The sequence below is a fragment of the Pseudomonas wadenswilerensis genome (genome assembly GCF_900497695.1).
GTDB lineage: Bacteria > Pseudomonadota > Gammaproteobacteria > Pseudomonadales > Pseudomonadaceae > Aquipseudomonas > Aquipseudomonas wadenswilerensis.
In genome coordinates, this window is sequence record NZ_UIDD01000007.1 from 194,868 (window position 1) to 216,751 (window position 21,884).

General features: G+C 64.1%; 18 protein-coding genes. 3 read left to right on the plus strand and 15 right to left on the minus strand.

What is annotated here, in order from left to right:
• Positions 1 to 125 precede the first annotated feature (125 nt).
• Positions 126 to 581, plus strand: a complete 456-nt coding sequence (locus tag CCOS864_RS11985; protein ID WP_115086503.1) for an REP-associated tyrosine transposase — start codon at positions 126 to 128, stop codon at positions 579 to 581.
• A 140-nt stretch (positions 582 to 721) separates the two neighbouring features.
• Here CCOS864_RS11985 and CCOS864_RS11990 read toward each other — a convergent pair whose 3' ends face one another.
• The 3 genes from CCOS864_RS11990 to CCOS864_RS12000 form a co-directional block, all read right to left on the minus strand.
• Positions 722 to 1,915 carry a hypothetical protein gene (locus CCOS864_RS11990; protein WP_115086504.1) on the minus strand — a complete coding sequence of 398 codons (1,194 nt, stop codon included), beginning with the start codon at positions 1,913 to 1,915 and terminating at the stop codon, positions 722 to 724.
• 87 nt (positions 1,916 to 2,002) lie between these two features.
• Positions 2,003 to 2,470: a VOC family protein gene (locus CCOS864_RS11995; RefSeq protein WP_115086505.1), complete on the minus strand. Its 468-nt coding sequence runs from the start codon at positions 2,468 to 2,470 to the stop codon at positions 2,003 to 2,005.
• Positions 2,471 to 2,578: 108 nt separating this feature from the next.
• Complete coding sequence (locus tag CCOS864_RS12000; RefSeq protein ID WP_115086506.1) at positions 2,579 to 4,198, minus strand: NADP-dependent glyceraldehyde-3-phosphate dehydrogenase; 1,620 nt, start codon at positions 4,196 to 4,198, stop codon at positions 2,579 to 2,581.
• Between the two features lie 139 nt (positions 4,199 to 4,337).
• On the opposite strand from CCOS864_RS12000, the gene CCOS864_RS12005 reads away from it, so the two are divergent.
• A complete protein-coding gene (locus tag CCOS864_RS12005; RefSeq protein WP_115086507.1) occupies positions 4,338 to 6,578 on the plus strand; it encodes a putative bifunctional diguanylate cyclase/phosphodiesterase in 2,241 nt (746 codons plus the stop codon).
• A gap of 770 nt (positions 6,579 to 7,348) precedes the next feature.
• Positions 7,349 to 7,651, plus strand: coding sequence for a DUF6124 family protein (locus CCOS864_RS12010; protein WP_115086508.1), 303 nt, complete (start codon positions 7,349 to 7,351; stop codon positions 7,649 to 7,651).
• A gap of 141 nt (positions 7,652 to 7,792) precedes the next feature.
• Here the strand turns inward: CCOS864_RS12010 and CCOS864_RS12015 are convergent, their stop codons facing one another.
• Genes CCOS864_RS12015 through CCOS864_RS12070 form a run of 12 tightly spaced genes read right to left on the minus strand, consistent with a single transcriptional unit; the run spans position 7,793 to position 21,866 of the window.
• Entirely contained in the window at positions 7,793 to 8,581 is a 789-nt protein-coding gene (locus CCOS864_RS12015) for a carbohydrate deacetylase (RefSeq protein ID WP_115086509.1), read from the minus strand.
• On the minus strand, positions 8,553 to 9,725 hold the full coding sequence (locus CCOS864_RS12020) for a GNAT family N-acetyltransferase (RefSeq protein ID WP_115086510.1): 1,173 nt from the start codon (positions 9,723 to 9,725) through the stop codon (positions 8,553 to 8,555). Before CCOS864_RS12020 ends, CCOS864_RS12015 begins: the two co-directional genes overlap by 29 nt.
• A 4-nt stretch (positions 9,726 to 9,729) precedes the next feature.
• On the minus strand, positions 9,730 to 10,419 hold the full coding sequence (locus CCOS864_RS12025) for a GNAT family N-acetyltransferase (RefSeq protein WP_115086511.1): 690 nt from the start codon (positions 10,417 to 10,419) through the stop codon (positions 9,730 to 9,732).
• A 34-nt stretch (positions 10,420 to 10,453) separates the two neighbouring features.
• On the minus strand, positions 10,454 to 12,373 hold the full coding sequence (locus CCOS864_RS12030; protein WP_115086512.1) for a hypothetical protein: 1,920 nt from the start codon (positions 12,371 to 12,373) through the stop codon (positions 10,454 to 10,456).
• A complete protein-coding gene (locus tag CCOS864_RS12035; RefSeq protein WP_115086513.1) occupies positions 12,370 to 13,674 on the minus strand; it encodes a lipopolysaccharide biosynthesis protein in 1,305 nt (434 codons plus the stop codon). The genes CCOS864_RS12030 and CCOS864_RS12035 overlap by 4 nt, the downstream gene beginning before the upstream one ends.
• Positions 13,671 to 14,681, minus strand: coding sequence for a polysaccharide deacetylase family protein (locus CCOS864_RS12040; protein WP_115086514.1), 1,011 nt, complete (start codon positions 14,679 to 14,681; stop codon positions 13,671 to 13,673). The genes CCOS864_RS12035 and CCOS864_RS12040 overlap by 4 nt, the downstream gene beginning before the upstream one ends.
• 9 nt (positions 14,682 to 14,690) lie before the next feature.
• On the minus strand, positions 14,691 to 15,827 hold the full coding sequence (locus CCOS864_RS12045; RefSeq protein WP_115086515.1) for a glycosyltransferase family 2 protein: 1,137 nt from the start codon (positions 15,825 to 15,827) through the stop codon (positions 14,691 to 14,693).
• Entirely contained in the window at positions 15,820 to 16,785 is a 966-nt protein-coding gene (locus tag CCOS864_RS12050; protein WP_115086516.1) for a glycosyltransferase family 2 protein, read from the minus strand. The genes CCOS864_RS12045 and CCOS864_RS12050 overlap by 8 nt, the downstream gene beginning before the upstream one ends.
• Entirely contained in the window at positions 16,782 to 18,152 is a 1,371-nt protein-coding gene (locus CCOS864_RS12055; RefSeq protein ID WP_115086517.1) for an O-antigen ligase family protein, read from the minus strand. Before CCOS864_RS12055 ends, CCOS864_RS12050 begins: the two co-directional genes overlap by 4 nt.
• Complete coding sequence (locus CCOS864_RS12060; RefSeq protein WP_115086518.1) at positions 18,149 to 19,237, minus strand: glycosyltransferase family 4 protein; 1,089 nt, start codon at positions 19,235 to 19,237, stop codon at positions 18,149 to 18,151. The genes CCOS864_RS12055 and CCOS864_RS12060 overlap by 4 nt, the downstream gene beginning before the upstream one ends.
• On the minus strand, positions 19,234 to 20,823 hold the full coding sequence (locus CCOS864_RS12065) for a GumC family protein (protein WP_115086519.1): 1,590 nt from the start codon (positions 20,821 to 20,823) through the stop codon (positions 19,234 to 19,236). Before CCOS864_RS12065 ends, CCOS864_RS12060 begins: the two co-directional genes overlap by 4 nt.
• Positions 20,824 to 20,843: 20 nt before the next feature.
• The gene (locus CCOS864_RS12070; protein WP_115086520.1) at positions 20,844 to 21,866 is read right to left on the minus strand and encodes a polysaccharide biosynthesis/export family protein; all 1,023 of its coding nucleotides are present in this window, start codon (positions 21,864 to 21,866) and stop codon (positions 20,844 to 20,846) included.
• Between the last annotated feature and the right edge of the window lie 18 nt (positions 21,867 to 21,884).

Genomic DNA, 21,884 nt, shown 5'->3' on the forward strand with positions numbered 1-21,884 from the left:
GCCCTTCGCCGGCAACGCTGGCTCCCACAGGGTTGTGCATACCCCAGACACATCAGGTTTAACTGTACTGATACCCCAATGTAATGACCGGGCTAGCCTGAAAGTTCATCTTCAGGAGACCCGACATGGACAGCCCAGCCTCCCACCGCCTGAGACGTGGGCGAGTATCGACACCTGGCGGCTTGTACCTGCTGACCAGCATCACTGAAAACCGCCAACCGGTTTTTACTGATTTTCACCTGGCTCGGCTGATGGTTGAACAGCTGCAATATGCACAGCAACAAGCCCTGGCGAAATCCCTGGCCTGGGTGATCATGCCCGATCATCTGCACTGGTTGATCGAGCTGCAGCAGGGAACCCTTGCATCCTTGGTACGTCGGGTCAAATCCCGCAGTACCTGCCTGATCAACAAGGCCAGCCGGCGCACGGGGCGCTTATGGCAACAAGGCTTCCATGACCGGGCGTTGCGCCGGGAAGAGGATATTCAGGCGGTGGCACGTTACATCGTTGCGAACCCATTGAGAGCGGGATTGGTGTCCCGCATTGGCGACTACCCGCATTGGGATGCCATCTGGCTCTAGACCCCTGGGGTGATCGGAGCATGCACAACCCTGTGGGGAATGGCGACCGCTGCGCGCTCGATCGCTGGCAACGCCAGCTCCCACAGGTCCATTGTGGGAGCAACTGTCTTGATCAGGCTGTTTGCACTCGACCAACGGCGCTACTCGCGCCCGCGCATGAAGAACCCCGCCACGTACTTGCGGAAGGTATCCAGGCTCTTGAAGTCGGCATAACGCTTGAACGTTTCACCCTCTGGCTCCGGCCCCAGCGGCTGCTCGGTCAGCGACACCGACAGCACCCGGTCCTGGTCGGAGCTGAGCACCAGTGCATCCATGCCCTGACCACCCAGCACCGGCCGGCGCATGATCACCTTGACGCCCTTGCTGGCCATCCAGTCAATCAGCGAGATGAGCATCTTCAACGGCTCTCGCTCTTCATCGCGATACACCGGAAACAGCTGCCCGCGGGACAACACCGGCACGCTGGCGACATGAATCAGCTCATAGAAATGACTGCCGGCACTGGCCGGCGAGTAGATCGCCAGGGCCAGCAACGGCCCCGGGGTTTTGCTGCCGCCCCAGAGCAGGTGATGGCCCTGGAAGTCGAAGCCGTCTTCACTGCGGTCGTTGAACACCTTGCGCGCCTTGACCTGGCTGACACAGTCGAGCAGCAGGCCATGCCGGCGATGGTTGCCAAAGGCCGTGGACTCACGCAAGCGCCCCTTGAGCATCATCATGTGCTTCATGTCCAGGCGGGTTTCCAGGTAGTTGCTGGCCGGCACCCGCTCGATCAAGGGGTAACGGCTGGCCACCCCGCGCAATTCGGCGAACTGCCCGGTGAGGTCTTTTTTCAGGTGAGTGGCGTAGACGTTCAGGCCACTGGCCTCGATCAGGGTCAGCAGCAGCGACAGCAGCCGGTGCTGTTCGCGTTTGTCGCCACTGCCTGCGGATTCGCCTGCGCCATCGCTGGCACGCTTGAAATCGCCGATCAGGCGCAACGGCGCGTCGGGCGCGAGCCAGGCCGCCGGTGGCGAATCGTTGTCGCTGTCGCGGCTGCCACTTTCACGCTCATCCTTGATGAACGCGCAGTCTGGCGCGTGCTCGGCCGTGCCCGGGTTGTTCTTGAGGAACAGGGTGCCGGTGTTGCCATTGAGGTTGACGTTGAGCACCGGCATTGCCCTGGGCTGGCAATCGCAGGCCAGCCAGTGGCCGGCGGCGCGCACCTTCATCAACAGCTGGTTGGCCTGCAACAGGCGCGGGCCCTCAAGACTACCCTGGACAAAGCCACGCAACAGCTCGTCTTCAGCAGGGGTGAGGGTGCGCACCAGCGCGATGTTTTTTTCGATGATTCGCATGGACAATCCTGGCCAGCCTTCCTTTGCCTGCCACCTTAATGCAAAGCCCGGCTGGCGAACATGCCCGCCAGCCGAACCAAGCGCTGCTTACTGGCCGCTAAACAGCTTGGCGGCGCGGGCGCGGATCTCTTCCACGGAGAGGTCTTCCTGGTGGGTGGAGACGAACCACAGGTTGCCGAACGGGTCTTTCAAGGTGCCGCTACGGTCGCCGTAGAACTGGTCTTTGACTTCAGTGACCTGGGTGGCACCGGCGGCGAGGGCCTGGGCATAGGTGGCATCGGCATTTTCGACATACAGGTGCAGGCCGATGGCGGTGCCATTGAGCGATTGGCTGCTGGTCAGCCCGCCAGACTGCTCGCACGGGTCGGCGAGCATCAGCGAGGAGTCGCCGATTTTAAGCTCGGCATGGCCGACGCGCCCGTCGGGGCTGTCGAGGCGGAACATCTCGATCGCACCGAAGGCCTTCTTGTAGAAATCGATGGCCTTGGCGGCATCCTTGATGCCCAGGTAGGGGGTAATGCTGTGTTGTCCTTCGGGGATTGGTTTGACTGCCATTTTATTGATCCTCCTTTAAAGCGCCGCAGGGGAATGGCGCGAAACTGTATATTTATACAGTTTCGGCGATTCGGCAAATCAAAATTCACAGCGCTGGACAGAAGGTCGTCAGAAAATGTAATCGGTGGTCAGGAAGCTCGACTCGCGGTTGCGGATGATGTCGCTGATCAGCTGCTTGTTGCTCTCCTGGAACCTGGTCGCCACCAGCGTGCGAATGGAGAACACGCGCAGTGCGTCGTGCACCGACAGGGTGCCTTCGGCCGAGTTCTTGCGCCCGTTGAACGGGTAGGTGTCCGGGCCGCGCTGGCACTGGGCATTGAGGTTGATACGGCCGACCTGGTTGGCGAAGGTATCGACCAGCATGCCGACTTCAGCCGAGTTGCTGCCGAAGATGCTCAGCTGCTGGCCGAAGTCGGAATCGAGCACATAGTCGATCACCGTCTGCAGGTCGCGATAAGGCACCACCGGCACCAGCGGGCCGAACTGCTCTTCATGGTACACGCGCATCTGCGCATTCACCGGGTACAGCAGGGCGGGGTAGAAGAACGAGCCACGGCTGGCGCCACCGCCTTCATTGATGACTTTTGCACCCTTGTCGACGGCATCGGCCACCAGGCCGTTGAGGTAGTCGATCTTGCCCGCTTCCGGCAGCGGCGTCAGGGCCACGCCCGGCTCCCAGGGCATGCCCGGCTTGAGCGCGGCCAGCTTGCGCTGGAACTTGTCGAGAAAGCTTGCGACCACGTCTTCATGGACGAAGAGAATCTTCAGCGCCGTGCAGCGCTGGCCGTTGAACGACAGGGCGCCGGTGACCGCCTCGTTCACCGCGTTGTCGAGGTCGACCTCGGGCAGCACGATCCCCGGGTTCTTGGCATCCAGGCCGAGGGCGGCGCGCAGGCGGTGCGGGCGCGGGTGGAGTTTTTTCAGGTCGCTGGCGGCCTTGTTGGTGCCGATGAAGGCGAACACATCGATCTTGCCGCTGGCCATCAGCGCACTGACGGTCTCGCGGCCACGGCCATAGATGACGTTGATCACCCCGGCCGGGAAACTGTCGCGAAAGGCCTCAAGCAGCGGACGGATCAGCAGCACGCCGAACTTGGCCGGCTTGAACACCACGGTGTTGCCCATGATCAGCGCCGGGATCAGGGTGGTGAAGGTTTCGTTCAGCGGGTAGTTGTAGGGGCCCATGCACAAGGCCACGCCCAGCGGCGCGCGGCGGATCTGGCCGAGGGTGTCCTGCTCCAGTTCGAAGCGGCTGGAACGGCGGTCCAGCTCCTTGAGCGCACCGATGGTGTCGACGATGTAGTCACAGGTGCGGTCGAACTCTTTTTCCGAATCCTTGAGGTTCTTGCCGATTTCCCACATCAGCAGCTTGACCACCGCCTCGCGCTGTTCGCGCATCTTGCCCAGGAAGGTCTCGACATGCTGGATGCGTTCGGCCACCCGCATCGTCGGCCAGGCGCCACGGCCTTTGTCGTAGGCATGTACGGCGGCGTCCAGGGCGGTGAGGGCGGTATCGGCGTCCAGCAGCGGCGTATTGCCGAGGGTCACCTGGCGCTCTTCGTTACCTTCCTTGAGCCACACCGGGCTGCGCACCGTGGCCAGGGGCCCGTCCCATTGCTGCAACTGGCCGTTGACCAGGTACTCGCGTTGCACCAGCGGTTCACCCAGGCGGTACGCCTCGGGGATCTCGTTGGCAGTGGGAAACAGCGAATCGAGCAGACGGTCCATGGGCGCAGCACCTCTTTTTCTGTAATGGGTGAAACGTTTCAGTCCGAGCATAACGCCAGGGCGCTAAAAAAAGCCAGCCTCGCTCAACATTGCGCCCAAGGCGCCGATAAAGCAGTAATCCGATGCGAATAACGGACCTATGAGCACAAGAACCCTCGCCCTTGATGACAATCTGGTCCTGCCAAAGAACCTGCGCACCACCCTCAATCGCCTGCTGCCGGTAGGTTTTGCCCTGATCGGTATCGGCCTGTCGGTGGTGCTCGGGCGTCTGGACGTGCAGCGCCAGGAAGCCGAAGTGATCGCCAATGCCAGCGCGCGCCTGTCCGGTGTGCGCGCCAGTATCGAAGCGCAATTGCGCTCGGCGTTCGGTGAGACCGAGGGCATTGCCCAACTGCTGAGCGCCGACGGCGAAATCAGCCCCGAGCATTTTCACGACATGGCCCGCCAGGCCATCGCCTCGGTGCCGCACATCCGGCATATCTCCCTGGCCCCGGGCGATGTGATCGCCGACGTCTACCCGCTGCACGGCAACCAGAGCGTGCTGGGCATGGACTACCGTCAGTTGCCGGACCAATACCCGCTGCTGCAGCGCGCCCGCGACAACTACAGCCCGGTGCTGGCCGGCCCGGTGCAACTGTTCCAGGGCGGGCGCGGGCTGATCTACCGGCGCCCGGTGTTCCTCAAGGGCCACAAGGGCGTGCAGCTGTACTGGGGCAATGTCTCGATCGTCGCCGATATCGACCGTTTGCTCAGTACCGCCGGGCTCGACCTCGACCCGGGCTTCGAGCTGGCCCTGCGCGGCGCCGACGGCCAGGGTTCGATCGGCGGCATGATCTGGGGCGACCCGAAGCTGTTCGAGCAGCACCCGGTCACCGTCAACGTCGACGTCCCCGGCGGGCTCTGGCAACTGGCGGCCAGCCCCCTGGGCGGCTGGCCATCGATGAGCCTGTTTGCCTCGCCGTTGTTCCTGTTTGCCCTGACCTGCACCGGCCTGTTCAGCGTGTTCGTCGCCCAGCTCAACCGCAGCAACCACCTGATCAACCTGCGTAACCGTGAACTCAAGCTGTCCCAGGCGCAACTGGAGCGCCTGGCGCATTTCGATGCGATCACCGGCTTGCCCAACCGCCTGCGCTTTCATCAGCAACTGCTCGATGAAATCAACCAGGGCCAGCGCCTGGCGGTGCTGGTGCTGGATATCGACGGCTTCAAGCAGGTCAATGACAGCCTCGGCCATGCCATGGGCGACCTGCTGCTGCAGCAGGCCACGGCGCGCTTCATGCAGATCATCGAACCGCAGGATTGCCTGTGCCGGCTGGGCGGCGATGAATTTGCCTTTGTTTTCAAAGGGCCGGATGGCCGGTGCATCGAGCGCATCCAGGCGTTGCTGCAAACCCTGCAGTTGCCCTTCGACCTCAAGGGCAACGCTGCCCTGGTCACCGGCAGCATTGGCCTGGCCTGGTGCCCGGAACACGGCCAGAGCGCCGACCGCCTGCTGCGCCATGCCGACACCGCGATGTACGCGGCCAAGGAGAGCGGGCGCAACGCCTACCGCCTGTACCAGCCGGAGATGACCCAGCGCCTGCAGCAGCGCCTGGACCTGGAACACAACCTGCGCCGTGCGCTGAAGCACAACGAATTCGAGCTCTGGTACCAACCCAAGATCGACCTGTTCAGTGGCCGCGTCGAAGGCGCCGAAGCGCTGCTGCGCTGGCGTGATCCAGAGCACGGGCTGGTATCGCCAGCGCAGTTCATCCCCCTGGCCGAACGCACGGGGCTGATCATCCCCTTGGGGGAGAAGGTGCTGGATCTGGCCTGCGCGCAGATCGCCGCCTGGCGCGCCGCCGAGCGCCTGCCCGGGCCGGTGGCAATCAACGTCGCGGCCCTGCAGATCGAGCGCAGCGACTATGTCGCCAGCCTCAAGCGCAGCCTCAAACGCTACGACCTGGCGCCAACCCTGCTGGAGGTGGAAATTACCGAAAGCCTGCTGATGGAAAGCCAGCAGCATGCCTGCGCGGTGCTGGCGCAGTTGCAGGAACTGGGCGTGACCACGGCGGTGGACGACTTCGGCACCGGTTACTCGTCACTGGCCTACCTGAAGATGCTGCCGATCGACCACCTGAAGATCGACCGCGCCTTCATCAAGGATTTGCCCGAAGACGACGATGGCGCGGCGATTACCCGGGCGATCATCGACCTGGGCCATGCCCTGGGCTTCAAGATCACCGCGGAGGGCATCGAGACCGCCGAGCAATATGCCTTTTTGCGCAACGCTGGCTGCGACCAGGGCCAGGGTTTCTGGATGGGCCGGCCGATGCCGGTGGCTGAATTCGACAGCTGGCTGGAAACAAAAGTAGCGGATAAAGGCATTTTGACTCGGTGAATTTAAGATTGTCGAATTTCGGCTGAGATGTGATAGCAGATCGCTTGGCTTTTCCTATACTCGGTGAACATGCCACTGGGGTGGAGTAAAAAAATGCGACGCGACGGAACATCAACCCTAAATTCTTACGATGCGATTCAAATATTGAATGACCAAGGCTTATGCCTAAGCGCTATAAGTTCTTTATGTAGATATAACGATTCGAAAGGGAAGCTCTCTGAGCAAGAGGTCGAGATTCTTCGTGTTGAAGCCGAGTTGCAATTCGCTAGGTTGCAAGAGTTCTACCTAAGAAAATTGGGCGGATACGCTTTCGTTCGTCATTGACTCGCTTCGTGGCGCCTAATTTGGCTGAAATGTCTGTGCTCACAGGTGACGGCGTTACTGCTGTTAGTAGATAGAGGACTTCCTAGATTTACTTGAAAATTCGCCCGTCAAGCCTTTTTAAGCTAGTTCAAATGGTTCCTAGGATTTATCCTACGCGCTCTGTCGCCTTCAGTCGCTTGCTTGGGCTAAATGTTCAAACTAGGCTCGCTCGGTCACTAAATTTTTGGTGATCGGGTTTGGCGACCCGGGATCTATATGCAGATATGTCCCTGAAGAAAGGCGGGCGTTTTCATGCCCGTATGTCTTTTATGGTGGCTGTACGCGGGAGGGCTTAGGCCCTGCCGGGGTTTCCTGCGTTGATCCGGTTCGCCAACCCGCGTACAGCTGCCACCTAATCTCGTTTGGCGACGAGTTCGTGGTAGCTCCACTCAACCAGGAGCCTATCGATGAAAAAGCCAGTACCCGACCCACCATCACTTCATCTTGTCGAAACCATAGAAACCAGTGTCAATAGTTGTCCAGATCATCCACCACTTTTCAATGTTCGAGCTGGTGTGTGTGCAGAGGATGCATTAGTTCATGCGCTCCTTTACCTGAAATGTGCAAGCGCGACAATCTCGCAGGCTGCTCAGCATACCGGTGAGGCAGGGCGTGCTTTTGTATGGTCTTCGCAGCACTCTGTTGAAATGGCCAGCGCGCTCATGGACGCCTTGCTAGATGGAGTCGAAGCTCGACAGCTCCAGGTCTGAGCCATAGCTGAAAGCGGGTACGAATTAGATCCTGCTCTATTGGATAAAATCACTCGCTTTCAGTAACCGGACCTATTGACAGGGGAATCGACAGCCCAGTCAGCGCAACGGCTATGCGCTGACTGCTTACACTCAAGCATCCTAAGATGGTGCCAGCATATTTCTTTCCACAGTAAGCACACTATACCCAACCCGCGGCACCCCCCCCAACCGCTGCTCCACCAACGCCTTCAACGACTCCCCACTCCCCAAATACGCATCACCAAAATCATGCCCCCCCAACGCACTCGGGTGCGCCACCACCTCCAGCAACCCTTCAGCCGGCGCCAACCCCGCCCTTAGATCAGCAGGCGTACACACATAATCCGCCGTCGCCCCCGCCAACTGCTTCAACCTTCGATTAAGCAACGTCTTGAACACCCGCTTCAGCGGCCCGATGTTATGCCCAAGGTTGCGCGCCAACCTCACCGCCACGCCTTCACGCGCCGCAAACCGGGCGACGATGACGCCAATGGGCCAGATGTTGTGCACATGCTGGTGCGAGTCCAGGTGGCTGGGCGTCAGGCCCTGGTTCAGGCAGTGCTGCCACTGCGCCTGCAATTCCTGTTCGACGGCTTCGCGCTCGGCCCGGCTCAGGCGCAGGGTGCGCTGTTTCAGGCGCAGGTCGAATTCGCCATTGGGCGCGCAGAAGCGCGGCTGCTTGGCGATGGCTTCGCTCAACGGCCGGCCATAGGTGAGGTTGAAGTGCAGGCCGATGCGCCCGCGCAAGGCCGGCAACTGCGCCAGGCTGCACGCCGCGCTGAACGCCGGCATGTTGGCCATGGCCGTGGCCGAGCTGATCAGCCCGGCCTGGAAGGCATGCAGGATGACCGCGTTGGTGTGGGCGCTGAGGCCGAAGTCGTCAGCGTTGACTATGACCTGTGAGGGCATCCGGGTTCTCCTGTGGCGAGTCGGGCTCGGCAGTCGTTACCGAGGGTGGGCGGCGCAGGCGCTGCAGCTGCGGCTTGAAGCGTTGCCACAGGCGCAAGGCCAGGCCCAGGGCCAGGCCGCTGGGGCGCCAGCTGTAGAAGCTTTGGCGGTGGTGTTCGAGGGTGCCGGTCATGCGTTCGTGCAGTTGGTGGCTGGAGTTGTTCAGGCTCACCCGCGAGGCGTCGACCCATTCCCAACCCTCGTCCAGGCCCCAGTGAATCCATTCCTCCAGCAGCACGCGGCCACTGCCAAGTTCGGCATGGGCGGGGACGAAGGCGAGGTTGTAGTCGTACACCCGGCCGCGCTCGAACACGCCCAGGCGGTAGCTGATGCAGCGGCCATCGAGCTCCAGCAGCACCACGCGCACCAGGCCCTGGGCCGCCAGGGCGGTGAAGGCCTGGTACATCCATTGACGGCGCAGGCGCCCGGAAAAGATGCCGACGTCGTCGTCGCCTTTCCAGCTGAGGTGTTCCACGGCGCTGACGGCATCGAGCAGTGCGCTGATGGTCTCGGCGTCGGGCGTCACCCGGCGTACCTGGGCGCCGCAGGCGGCAATGCGCTTGCGTGCGCGGCGCAGTTTGTAGCGCGGGTCGCCGCTGATTTCCTGGCGGTCTTCAGGGGCGATGCGGTGCACCGGTACCCGGCAGCTCAGGCGCTGTTGATGGGTGGAGCTGCGCCGTGCCCAACGGCGCAGCAGCGTGTGGGCCGCCGAGCCGTCGGGCACTTCGTCCAGTTGCAGCAGGGCGTGGGGCAGGTGTGTGCGGATCGCCCGCAGCACCGGCGCGGCAGCCTTGGCGGGCAGGTCGCAGAGCAGGGCGATGCGGTCACTGAGCGGATACCCCAGGTGGCGTACCACCGGTACCGTCAGTGGGCCGAAGCGCTCGTTGCTGCGGATCAGCGGCAGGCACAGGCACAGCCGGCCCTGATCGCGGCCAACCAGTACCTGCAACTGTTGCCCGACTGCCAGCGCCGCTTCGGCCGCCTGCATCCAGCCCAGGTGGTTGAACGGTGTGCTGTCGGCCAGTCGCTGGCGCAGCTGCTCGTACTCGGCGGCGGGGAAGTCCGCCGCCGCCAACGACGGGTACCACTGCAATTCAAGGCTCATGGGCTCAGGTCACCGTGGCCGGGGCCGGGCTGGCTTCAGGTTTGCGCAGGGGCTCCAGGCGCGACTCGCTGTAGCGCGTTTCGCGGAAGAACTTCCAGCGCCCGAACAGGCAGTACACGTGCATGATCCGCCCCTGTTCCTGATAGCCCATGCGCAGGTGCAGTTTCAGCGCCGGGATGTTGTGGCTCTCGCACACGTCGACCACGGTGTCGCAACCCTGGGCGGCCATGGCCTTCCACAGTTCCAGCTGCAAATCGACCGAGAGCAGGGTGCCCCAGTATTTGCGCGTCAGCTCGCCACCAAATTCGAAAAACTGCCCGGGTTCCACCGGGAACCAGCAGCCGTAGAAGTGGCGGTCGTGGTAATGGCGCTGGCTGCCCCAGATAAAGGCCACGGTGTCGCCGGCGTCATCGAGAAACATCAACCCGGTGTGGCCTTCGACGGCCAGTTCGCGCATGGTCTCGATCCGGTCGCCGAAGTGTTTGGCAAAGGCCCGCACGTTGTGCACGGTGATGGTTTCGATGCGCAGCGCCGGGTAGGGTCTGAGTTTGTGCGGTGGCACGGGGCTGACCAGGTCGCGTTCCATCCACAGCAGTTCCCAGTGGTAGAACAGGTAACGCTTGACCCCGGCGTTAAGGGTATTGCGCAGTCCTTTGCGCTTTATACGGTCCTGGATTTTGCTCAAAGCACTCATGGTGCCTCCTGTTTCCAGCAGGTGAGGTGCGCGCTCATGACGCGCTCCAGGTCAGGGCGAACAGGGTTTGCCCCGGCAATTGAAAGTGGATGCGGCCTTGCTCGCAGGCGAACGGCGCGCTGCGGGTCTTGTTGTCCGGGCCGAAGAAGCTCAGCGCGCCTTGCGGGCAGGCTTGCTCGGTGGCCAGGCTTACCTGCTGCAGGCGCTCGCCCTTGTTCACCCCCAGCAGGCTGCGCTGCTTGCCGCGGGCCATGGCCAGGGCGTCGACCTCGAAGGCGTCGTTGTCCAGGGCCAGCACCTGGTCGAGCCAGTGCTGCTGGATGAACTGCTGGGCCAGGCCCACCGGCTTGAGCTCAAAGCGGTTCTCGCCGAGCACCCGGACCATGCCTTTGGGCCACTCGGGTTCGTCGGCGACATGGAACCAGTTGAGCATGTCGAGCAGGCCGTCCTGGGAGGCGTTGATCACCACCGAGGTCCACCACAGGGCGGTGAAGTGGGTTTCCTGGTCGTAGGGGCTCAGGCTCGAACCGCTGGAAAGGTTGGTCTGGTCGAGCAGCAGGGCCTTGTTTGGCCGGCCCTGGGCGTTGAGGCCGACCAGGTTGGCCGCCTGGCGCACCGAATCGCGGTAGCTGCGGGTGGCCAGCAGGTCGCGGACCATCCATTCGTGCCAGGCCAGGGCGTCGATCTGGCTGCCATGCTCCTTGAGCAGGCGCCGCGCCCAGTCCAGGCCGATGCGTTTTTCGCTGCTGCCGTGCAGGGGGCCATTGACCAGCCGGGAGCTGGCCGGCATGGCGATGCGCACCCCGGCTTCGCGGGCGCCGGGGCTGCGTTGCACGCGCTCGGCCATGGCCTGGAAGTAGCGGCTGAAGGTCGGGTAGTCGCTGTAGTTGAGGTTGGGCTCGTCGGCGAAGGCCAGGTAGTGCAGGGTGCTGCCGCCCAGCTTGCGGGTGGTGTTCAGCCAGTCGTCGAGGCCGTCGTGGCTGGTGCGGTCGGCGGCCAGTACCGATTCGCGGCCGGTGCCGGCCAGCAGGGTGATGTCCTGTTTGATGGTGTAGCGTTGCTGGTAAAAGCTGCGGAATGCCGTTTCGTACCCCGGCTTGCGCGCGAGCAGGTCGGCAAAGCTGTAGTAGCCGGCGGCTTGCGGCTGCAATGCATCGAGCACGGCGTAGCTGGACGGCGGCGGCAGCACATAGGGCAGGTTGACGCCCAGGTCCGGGGTGCGGCCCAGCACCGTGTGGCCGAGGGTTAGCGCGACCTTGCCGTCGCTGTTGTGCAGCGGCCGCAGTTGCCCGGGCTGCTGGGCGAACAGGTTGGCGCTGCCGTCGAGCCAGAACGCCACCTTGCCGCGCCCTTGCAGTTGCAGGCGGAAGGTCTGCTCTTTACTCGACTGCGGTAGCGCCAGGCGATCGAACTGCCAGTAGGCGGGGTAGGGCTTGAGCGCCAGGCTCAGCTGTTGAGCATCGCCCAGGCGCTGCACCTGCAGGCCGCGCACGCCGCCGTGGTACTTGCCGGCCAGGCTGGCTTTCTCGCCCGCGGGCACTTTGAAGTACAGCTCGACGTTGGGCCCAACCTCGGCGCTGAAATGCACCTTGGCCGGGGCGAACAGGGCGCGGGTGCTGTCGGCGTGCTCGATGCGGTAACGCCGGAAGCTGTAGCCGGGGATTTCCAGTTGGTAGTCGCTGTTGCTCGCCGCCAGTGGCCACTGCACCCGGCCACGGGGTTCATCGGCCTTGATCGGGCGATCGGTCTGCAACTGGCCCTGGCCATTGAGCAGGAAGATGTGTTCGGGGTTGGCGTCGGCCTGCCAGGCCGGTTGCCAACTGACCGTCACGGTGTCGGCCTTGGCCGCCTGCAAGTACAGGCTGCCGTCGCGAATGTCGCCCCATTGCAAGGGCGCAGCCTGCAGCGTGGCACTGAGCACCAGGGTGGCGAACACCAGGCCGGCGCGTTTCATGCCGGCCGCCGTTGCAGCATCTGCCGCAGGGGCGCCAGGTCGCTGGGCAGTACCAGCAAGGTTTGCCAGAACGGCACGCCGCTAAGTTTGCAGTACAGCAGCAACATCGCCAGGGTCACCGCCAGGTAGGCAATGGACGAGGCCATGGCGGCGCCGACGATGCCGTAGACGGGAATCAGCAGCACGTTGAGCACCAGGTTCAATGCCGCACCCAGGCCCATCAGCAGCGATACCGTGCCGGGGCGGTTCTTGCCCAGCAGGTCGAGGCGCAGGATGCTCGCGTAGCACAGGCCGAACAGCCCGGGCAGCAAGGCCAGCAAGGCCGGGTAGGCCGGCTGGTATTCGGCGCCGAACAGGGTGACGATCAGCCACTCGCCGATCAGCGCCATGCTCAGGCAGGCGCCGAGCATCACCGTGGCGGTCAGGCGCAGGGCCAGCGGGGTCAGTTTGTCCATGCCGGCGTCCTGCTGCAGCAGGCGTTTCATCAAGGGCGTGGTCACCGCTTCGGGGACGATCAGCAACAGTTCGGCGGCAGCGCTGGCCATGGCGTAATGGCCCAGCGCCGCACTGCCGAGCATGGCGCTGATGAACAGGTAGTCCGAACGCAGGATCACTTGCTGGAACAACAGGTCCGGATGGCTCTTGGCACTGTAGGAGAGCAGCTCGCGCTGGCCGCTGCGGTCCCAGCACAGGCGGATTGCATGTTGCCGGCCGAGCCAGTACAGGCCCAGCAGCACCACCAGGCTCAGGCCCAGCAGCCAGCTGATCAGCGCCGCTTCCAGCGCCGCGTTCTGCCACATCCAGAACATCCCGACAAACAGCAGCAGCGGCACCAGCGACTCGGTCAGGCGCAAGGCGTTGAAGGCGCCAACGCCGCCGGTGGCGTTGTGCAGGGTCAGCAGGCCGCTTTTGAGCACCGTCAGCGGCACCGCCAGCAGCAACAGCCAGGCCAGCAGGCCGAGCTGGGTGGTCACTTCAAGTTCGTTGCCGAACGCCCGGGCCAGGGCCACGCAGATCAGGGTCAGGGCGCCGGCCACCAGGCAGCCGTAGATCAGCACCTGGCTCAGTAGCAGGCCCATGCTGCGCTGCTTGGCCGCCTGGTAACCGACGGCTGTATTGAGGCCGCCGCTGGTGGCGGCGCTGATCAGGTCGGGCAGGGTGCTGAGCAGGGCGAACAGGCCACGCTCGCTAGGGCCGAGAATGCGCGCCAGCAGCACGTTGCGCATCAGCCGCAGGGCGATCATCGCCAGGCGCGTGCCCATGCTCAGCAGCAGGTGGCGAACATAGTGGCTGCGGCTCATGGGCGGCCCCCGCGGCTGATGCGCCAGGCCAGCAAGGAAGGCCGGCTGGCGGTGCGCTGGCTGACGCTGATGCGCGGCAGGGCCAGGGGGTCGTCATGGCCCTGGCAGATCCCGGCGCGGGTGCTCAGGGCAAACGGGTACCGGTGCGCGGCCAGGCGTTCGCGCACCCGCGCATCGTGGTCGCCATTGGGGTAGCAGTACACCGGCAGCGGTTGTTTGCAGCCTTGTTGCAGGGCGTAGTGGCTGCGGCTCAGTTCTTCTTCCAGGCGCTGGTCGTCCAGGCCAGGCAGCAGTGCGTGGCTGGCGCCGTGGGGGCCGAAGCTGATCAAGCCGGAATTCTCCAGGTGACGCACCTGGTTCCAGTCCAGGGCCTGGGGCAGGGATTCGGCCGGGCAGGCATCGGTGAGGTGATGCAGGGCCATGGGGCTCAGGGTTTTCAGGCTTTGCAGGTATTTGCCCAGGGCCTGGCTGCGGGCATGGGACCGATCGCTCATGAAGTAGGCGGCCGGCAGCGGCCGGCCGATCTTGCGCAATTGCTCGATCAACGCCCGGCGCGATGTTTCGCCGTGGCTGCCCCAGAGGGTTTCGCCCAGGCTTTCCCACCAGAAGCGCTGGCGGCTGCCGATGTAGTCGGTGGACAAAAAGATGCTCGCCGGCACCTGGTATTGCTGCAGCAGCGGGAAGGCATTGAGGGCATTGTCGCGCCAGCCGTCGTCGAAGGTCAGGGCGACCTTGGGCCGGCCGCCGTTGCGCGGCTGCTCGTGGGTTTTCAGCAGGTCCATCAGGTGCACGCAGTCAAAGTGGCGTTGCAGCCAGCGCAGCAAACGCTCGAAGGCCTGGGGGCCGACGCACAGTTCGTTGCGATGGGGCAGGGCGGCGCTGCTGTCGTCGGCCAGCACCCGGTGCAACATGAGGATTACGCCGGCGCCGCGCAACTGGCTGCGACCCTTGGGCGAGTTGAGGTAAAACCAACCGCTGGCACGCTTGATACTGGTTTTTATCGGCATGTCAGGTGCTCATCGAGTCTGGTCGGGGTTCCATTGGTTGTAGCTGTGCCCGCGCAAGAACTGCCACAGGCCGACGCTCATGCCGGCCAGGGTCACCAGCACGAAGGCCGCCAGGCGAAACGGTTTGGGCAGGCGTTGGCGCACATCCAGCAGGCCGGCGATGGCAATGGCATAGCCAAGCAGTTGCGCGGCCAGGGTCAGTTGGTAAAAGCCGTGGCCGTCGAACAACCACAGGTTGGCCAGCAGCAAGGGCAGCAACAGCACCGGCGCCAGGCGGCGGATCAGCTTGTGGCTGATCAGGGCAATGGCGTACAAGCCATGGCGCAGCGGGTTGAGCAGTTCGCGGCGGGCGGCCAGGCTGATCAGGCCGCCGACGGTGACCCGCTGGCGACGGCTGAACTGGCGGTCGGCTTCGTCCACGCCCTGGTCGAGGACCTGGGCCTCGTCGACATACACCACGCGCTTGCCGGCGACCGGCGCACAGGTATTGATGTAGAAGTCGTCGTTGACCCGCGCCGGGATCGGCTGGTACAGCTCGCGGCGCACGGCCTGCAGGGCGCCGTCGGCGGACACCGTGCAACCGGTGCGGCTTTCCACCCGCCGCAGCCAGGCTTCGTAGTGGCGGTACAGGCTTTCGCCCAGGCTCAGGCCCTTGCCGGCCACCGGGATGATCATCTTGCCCACCGTGCCGCCGACCTGCGGGTCGGCAAAGGGCGCCAGCAACGCCGCCAGGGTGCCGTCGATCCAGTGCACATCGGCATCGGTGAACACCACGATGTCGCCCGTGCACTGGGTGACGGCGACGTTGAGCACGCTGTTCTTGCCCATCCGCGGCAGGTCCAGGACCCGAATGCGCGGGTCGTCGAAGCTGCGTGCCAGGGCCACGGTGCGGTCGCTGGAGCCATCGCTGGCGACGACGATCTGCAGGCTTTCAGCGTGATAATCCTGGGCCAGCAGGTTGCGCAGCTTGTTGTCGATGTTGCGTTCCTCGTTGTGCGCTGCCACCACCACGCTAACCCGTTGCGGTGGCAGCGCTGCCGGTGTGTGGCGCGGGAACAACGGCCCCAGCACGGTGAGCAGCAGGGGGTAGCCTAGCCAGGCATAAAACGGCAGCAACAGGCACAACCAAAAAATGAATTCAGCCACGGGCGGGCCTCCTTGCGCTCCAGTTGAACAGGCTGAGCACGAAGGCCGCGCCGGCCAGGTGCAGGCGGATCCAGTGCAGGCCCCAGAGCTGCAGGGCGAACAGCAGGTCGCGGTGTTTCAGGCTCTGGCGCAGGCTCAGCACCAGCGCCGGGACACTGGTGACGAATAGCATGAATAGCGCCACGTGCGGGTAACCATCGAGCAGCGCCAACAAGGCCAGGGCATCGAGCAACCAGGCAGCCAGTGACAACAGCGGGAAGCGCAGCAGGCGCAGGCTCAAGCCATTGCAGCGCAGCAGTTGCAGGTTGCTGCCCTGGCGCCACAGCTCCTTGCCCAGCCACTCGCTCCAGCTGCCCTCGAAACCCCAGTGCAGCACCACCGGGTCGCGCAGGGCCAGCAGGCGTGCGCCGGCCTTGTTCAGGTGCCAGGTAAAGTCCTTGTCTTCGCCGGTGCGCAGGGTTTCGCTAAAGCCGCCGACCTGGTCGAACCAGTGGCGCTGCATCAGCAGGTTGGGCGTCGGCAGCCATTGCATGCGGTGCAGCGCCGGCAAGCCTGCGCGCAGGGTGCGCCGTTGCCAGGCGCGGGCGAACCAGGGCGCCAGGCGCGGGGTGTCGCAGTCCAGGGCAAACACATCGCCACGGCCTTCGGCATGCAGGTCGAGCAGCAGGCTCAGCCAGTGCTCCGGCACTTCGATATCGGCATCGAGGAACGCCAGCCACTCACCGCTGCTGGCCTGCACGCCACGGTTGCGCAGGGCGCCGATGGTCAGCCCCGGCAGGCTCAGCACCTGGGCACCGAGGCTGCGGGCGATCTGCGGGCCGTCATCGCTGGAGCCGTTGTCGACCACCACCAACTCGCATTCGAGGCCGGCATCGGCGGCGGCTTGCATGGCCGACTGCAGGGTCCGGGCAATGTGCCGCGCCTCGTTGAACATCGGCACCACGACGCTGACTTTCATGCTTTCACCTGCGCCAGTTGTGCCTGTTCAGCCTTCAGGCGCAGCACGCTGGACAGCGCCAGCATGATCCACAGGTATTTGTGGTTGGGCGCACTGAGGAACATCAGGAACAGACTGATGGCGAGCATGCTCATGCACAGGTGCGTCAATAGATCCGCCTGGGCGTGATCACCCTGGCGCAGCCACAGGCGCCGGGCGTACCAGACGTTGTACAGCGCCATCAGCACCAGGCCGACGAAGAGGATGCCGGCCGGTATGCCGACTTCGCTGAAAATCTCCAGGTAGGTGTTGTGTGCCCGGCGGTACAGGTCGCCGACCTTGCGGTTGGCCGAGAAGGCCTTGGCATAACCGGTGGTGGCGTAGTGCAGGGGGAAGGTACCCGGGCCGGTGCCCAGCACTGGATGCTCGCGGATCATCTTGCTGCCGACCACGATGTAGGAGGAGCGCCGGCCCAGGGAGTCATCCTTGAAGGCATTGACCCCGGACTTGAGCAGTGCCAGCGACTGGATGCGCGCCACGTAGCTTTCCGGCATCAGCGCCACCAGGGTCGGCAGCAGGATCGCCAGGCCGAGCATGGCGAAGCCCAGGTGCCGCGGGCGCAGGTGGGCGACCTGGGTGCGGTAGTGCACCAGGACGATCCCCAGGCTGATCAACAGCACCACCAGGCCGGAGCGTGAGTTGGTCTTGGTCATGCCCGCCAGCAGGAGGATGCAGCAGGCGATCCAGAACAGCTTGTGCAGCCGTCGGGGGCTGTTGAACACCAGCCACAGGGCCATCGGTACGGCAATGGCGATGAGCATGGCGAATAGGTTGGGGTCTTCCAAAAGGCCGGCGGCGCGGCCTTCGTCCTGGTACTTGGCCGAGACCATGGCCATGATGCAGGTCAGGCCGACGCTTAAGGTCACCAGCCGGTACATCATCGGCAGGTTGAGGTCGCGGCCGATCAGCAGGGTGATGCCGAACAGCAGCAGGCCCACCGCCAGTTCACGAAAATGCCCCAGGGACATCTCGCTGCTGTCGCTGGCCCACAAACTCAGCAGGTACAGCGCCAGAAAACCCAGCAACAGCCGCCACATGGGGCTGCGCAGGCGCTCGGCGGGCAGGTGCTTGACTGCCAGTTGCAGCACCAGCACCAGGGCCAGGGCCGCGCCGATCAGTTTGGTGGCGGTCAGTTGGCTGTCCTTGAACAGGCCTTCCAGCGGTACCAGGGTGATGATCGCCAGCAGGCCCCAGGCCGGGCGTTTGTACAGCGCCAGCAAACCGGCCAGGCCGATGACCGCGCCGGGGGCGAGGAACGGGTAGGGGCTGGCCAGCAGCGCCAGGCAGGCAATGGCCAGCAGGCCGATCAGCGACAGGGGGATGATCATGCGCAGGTCTCCTTGGCTGCGCCCAGGTACACTCGGGCCCAGCGTTGCGCCAGCGTCGGCAGGTGATAACGTTCGCGTTGGGTGCGCCGCGCCTGGGCGATCAGCTCGCCGGCCTGGGCCGGGTCGAGCATCAGCGCCTCCAGCTGCGCCGCCAGCTCTTGCACCGCCAGGGGCCGGGCCAGCAGGCCGCTATGCCCGTGTTCGATCACATCGGGGATACCACCGACGCCAAAGGCCACCACCGGCACGCCATCCTGCATGGCTTCGAGCAGGATCATCGGCGTGCCTTCGGTACGCGAGCTGATCACCAGGGTATCCAGGCGCGCCATCCACTGGCGCATGTCGGCCTGAAACCCCGGCAGGCGGATGCGCTGGCTCAACTCCGCGGCGTCGATGCGCGCTTGCAGCGCGTCGCGCTCCGGGCCGTCGCCGAGCATCACCGCATCGAGCTGCGGGTGGCGCTGGCACAGCGGGATCAGGGTATCGAGAAACAGGTCCGGGCCTTTTTCACTGCTCAATCGCCCGACATAACCGGCCAGCCAGCGGCCATCGCCATGATTGCGCGCGGGCAGGGCGTCGGCCTCGGGCAAGCCGTTGGGGATCACCTGCAGCTTGGCTTCGGCAACCCCTGCCTGGCGATGGATGCGCTTGATGCTCTCGGCCACGCAGACCACCCGTTCGATGGTGGCGGTGCGGCACAGTTGCAGGCTGATCCAGGTGTACAGGCGCTGTTTGCGGCTGGTGGGGGTAAAACCATGCTGGGTGGCGACCATCGGCAGGCGCCACAACCTGGCGCCCAGCCAGCCGAACAGCAGGCCCTTGAAGTTGTGGCTGTTGATCAGCGGCTGCTGATCGTGACGCTGGCGCAGTACGCTGAGCAGCTCGCCCACCCCGTCGCAGGTCTGGCAGGCCACGCCGGCGGCGCGAAAGCGCGCCACCAGTTGCTCCGGGGCCCCGAGAAACAGCACTTGGTGCTGCCCCGGGGTGGCCTGGCAGTGGTCCAGCAGCATCCGCTCGGCGCCGTAGAAACCACCACTGCTGAGCAGGTGCAGGATCGGCCGCGGCGGGGTCAGGGCTGCGTTCAATTGCGCACCCAGTGCACCAGCCGCGGCAGCGACCAGCCTTTGTAGGGGTTGGGGGTTTCCGGTGTCTGGTCGTTGATCACCAGCAGTACCGGCAGGTCCAGTTGATGGCTGATTTGCGCCGGGTGCTTGAAGCGCCGGTCAAAGAACTCTTTGACGTACACCAGGGCAATCGCCAGCAGCAGGCCGGTGAGCATGCCGAACGGTACGATCAGCAGCGGCTTGGGAAACGCCGCCTCGGCAGGCTCGTACGGGGCGCTGAGGATCCGCGCGTTGGACAGACCGTCCAGCAGGTCGGCACCGCGCGATTCTTCGTAGCGCTGGGTGTAGGTGAAGTAGGCCTTGTGCAGGGCGTCGATCTCGGTGTCGAGCTGGCGCGCCTTGCTCTGGGTCTCTTGCAACTGGTGCACGCGGCCTTTGAAGTCAGCAATGCGCGCGGTCTTCTGGGCGATCACGTTCTGCACCACGGCCAGGTCTTTTTCGCGCTCCTTGATGCGGTTGGCGACGATCTTGAGGAACTGCTGGCGGGTCTTGGCGATCTGCTCGCGTTGCAGCAGCATCTGCTCGCTGCCGGGCTGGAACACCGCCAGGTCGCTGACGTAGGTCAGCACCAGGGTGGTCAGCTGTTCACCGAGCTGCTTGATCTCGCGGTCTTCGAAGGCCACGTTGTCGACCGTGGTGGTGAAGGTGTAGGGGAAGGCGAAATCGCGCATGTTGGCGTTGCTGGCCGCGGCCAGGCTGGTTTTCAGGTACTCCAGCCACTGCTGGCTTTGCAGCAGGCGGTCGCGGTACAGGTTCAGCGCCTGTTCTTCGGTGTTGATGGCGTTGAGACGGAAGGTGATCTCTTCTTTGGGGTCCGAGGAGCCGATCTTTTCGAGCATCCCCAGGCGCTTGCCTTCGAGGTCATCCATGCGCACCTGGTACTGCAGTTTCTTCTGCTCGTAGAACTGCTCGGGCAGCTCGTTGGACTGCAGGTTCTGGCGGTTGCGCAGGTAGTTGTCGAGCAGGCGGCTGACGAACAGCGTGCCGAGTTTCGGCTCGGGGAAGCTGTAGGTCACCGAGACCACGTTGGAGCCCGGCAGGGTCTCGATCTTCAGGTCCTTGATGGCGTCATCGGTGAGGGCATCGAGCTGGGTGTCGCGCACCGGGTCGACTTCCAGGCCGAACCGCGCCCGCAACGGGTTGATCACGTGCTCGCGCAGCGGGTTGATCACCGCCGTGCGCAGCGGGTCGAACACCACACGCTGCATCAGGCTTGGCGGCACCTCATACTTGCCTTCTTCGCGCAGCTGGCTGATGGTTTCGCGGATCAGGGTCGGCGAGCGCAGGATGTTGCTCTCGGTTTCCATGTCGGCCAGCGACGGCGGGATGAACTTGTCGGTCTCCTGGGCCAGGGCGGTGTTGGTATCGCTCTGGGACAGTTTCTTCGACTGCACGATCACTTCCGCAGTGATATCGAAGCTCTGTTTGAGCACCAGGGGCAACAGCAAGGCGATCACTGCGAACACCAGGAAGACTCGTTTCACCAATTGGCGGTTGGCGAAGAAGATCCTGAAGAATTCATGCAGGTAGTTTTCTTTTGTATTCATGCTCGGATACCCGCCTGGGATTAGTTGTTGTCGCTGTCTTTGTTGTCAACGCGATAACCGAAGCTGAAGCCCACTCCCTGGAACAGCACCACGTCAGCCAGTTGCCGGGCCAGGTCGCCGGCGCTGGCGAGCTTGGTCTTGGGCACGTAAAGCATGTCGTCCGGCTGCAGATAAGCCACTTGCGCCGCGCTGGCATCCAGGGCCTTGTCGACGTTGTACGGCACGGCCTGCACCTGGTTGCCGTTGCGGCGCATGATCACCACCGAATCGAGCCGGGCCTTGACGTTCGGGCCACGGGCCAGGGTCAGGGCTTCGAGCACCGATACCGGGCGGCGGATCGGGTAGGCGCCGGGCTGGCCGACTTCACCCAGCACGTAGATCTCGTTGACCGCAGTGGACTTGAGCATCACGTCCACGGTCATCCGCCCGGGCAGGTCGGCGTAGCGTTTGTTCAGGTAGGTCTGCAGTTGCGTGACGGTCATGCCCTGCAGCGGTACCGAGCCGATTTCCGGAAAGCTGGCCTGGCCATCGCTGCCCACGGTGATCTCGCGGCTCATGCCGGTGGCCGGGTGGTTGAGGGCGCTCTTGAGGTTCTGCTCGTTGGTCAGCGGGCTGATCACCTGCACGGTGACGTTGTCACGCCCCGGCTGGAACAGGCGTTTGTTGCGGTACGCCTGCTGGATGGTGCGCCGGGCTTCATCCGGGGTTTGCCCGGCGATGTTCACCGAGGTGTTGGCCCGTGGCAGCTCGATGGTGCCGTCGGGCAGCACCAGCTGGTTACCATTGAGCGAACTGGCGGCGGGGAAGGCCAGGCCGACGGTGTCGCCGGACTGGATGCGGTACGACGCCGATCCGCTGGTGCTGATGTGGAAGATCACATCGAGCACGTCCTGCGGGCGCAGCACCTGCTCGCTGCGCGGCAACTCGGCATCCTGGGCGTTGGCCGGGGCGGCGGTCATGATCTGTACCGGCATCTGCCGGGTGTCCTGATTGGCGCAGCCGGCCAGGGTCAGCAGGCACAGCGCGAACGTCGTGTATTTCATGTGAGGCTCCTGGGCTGC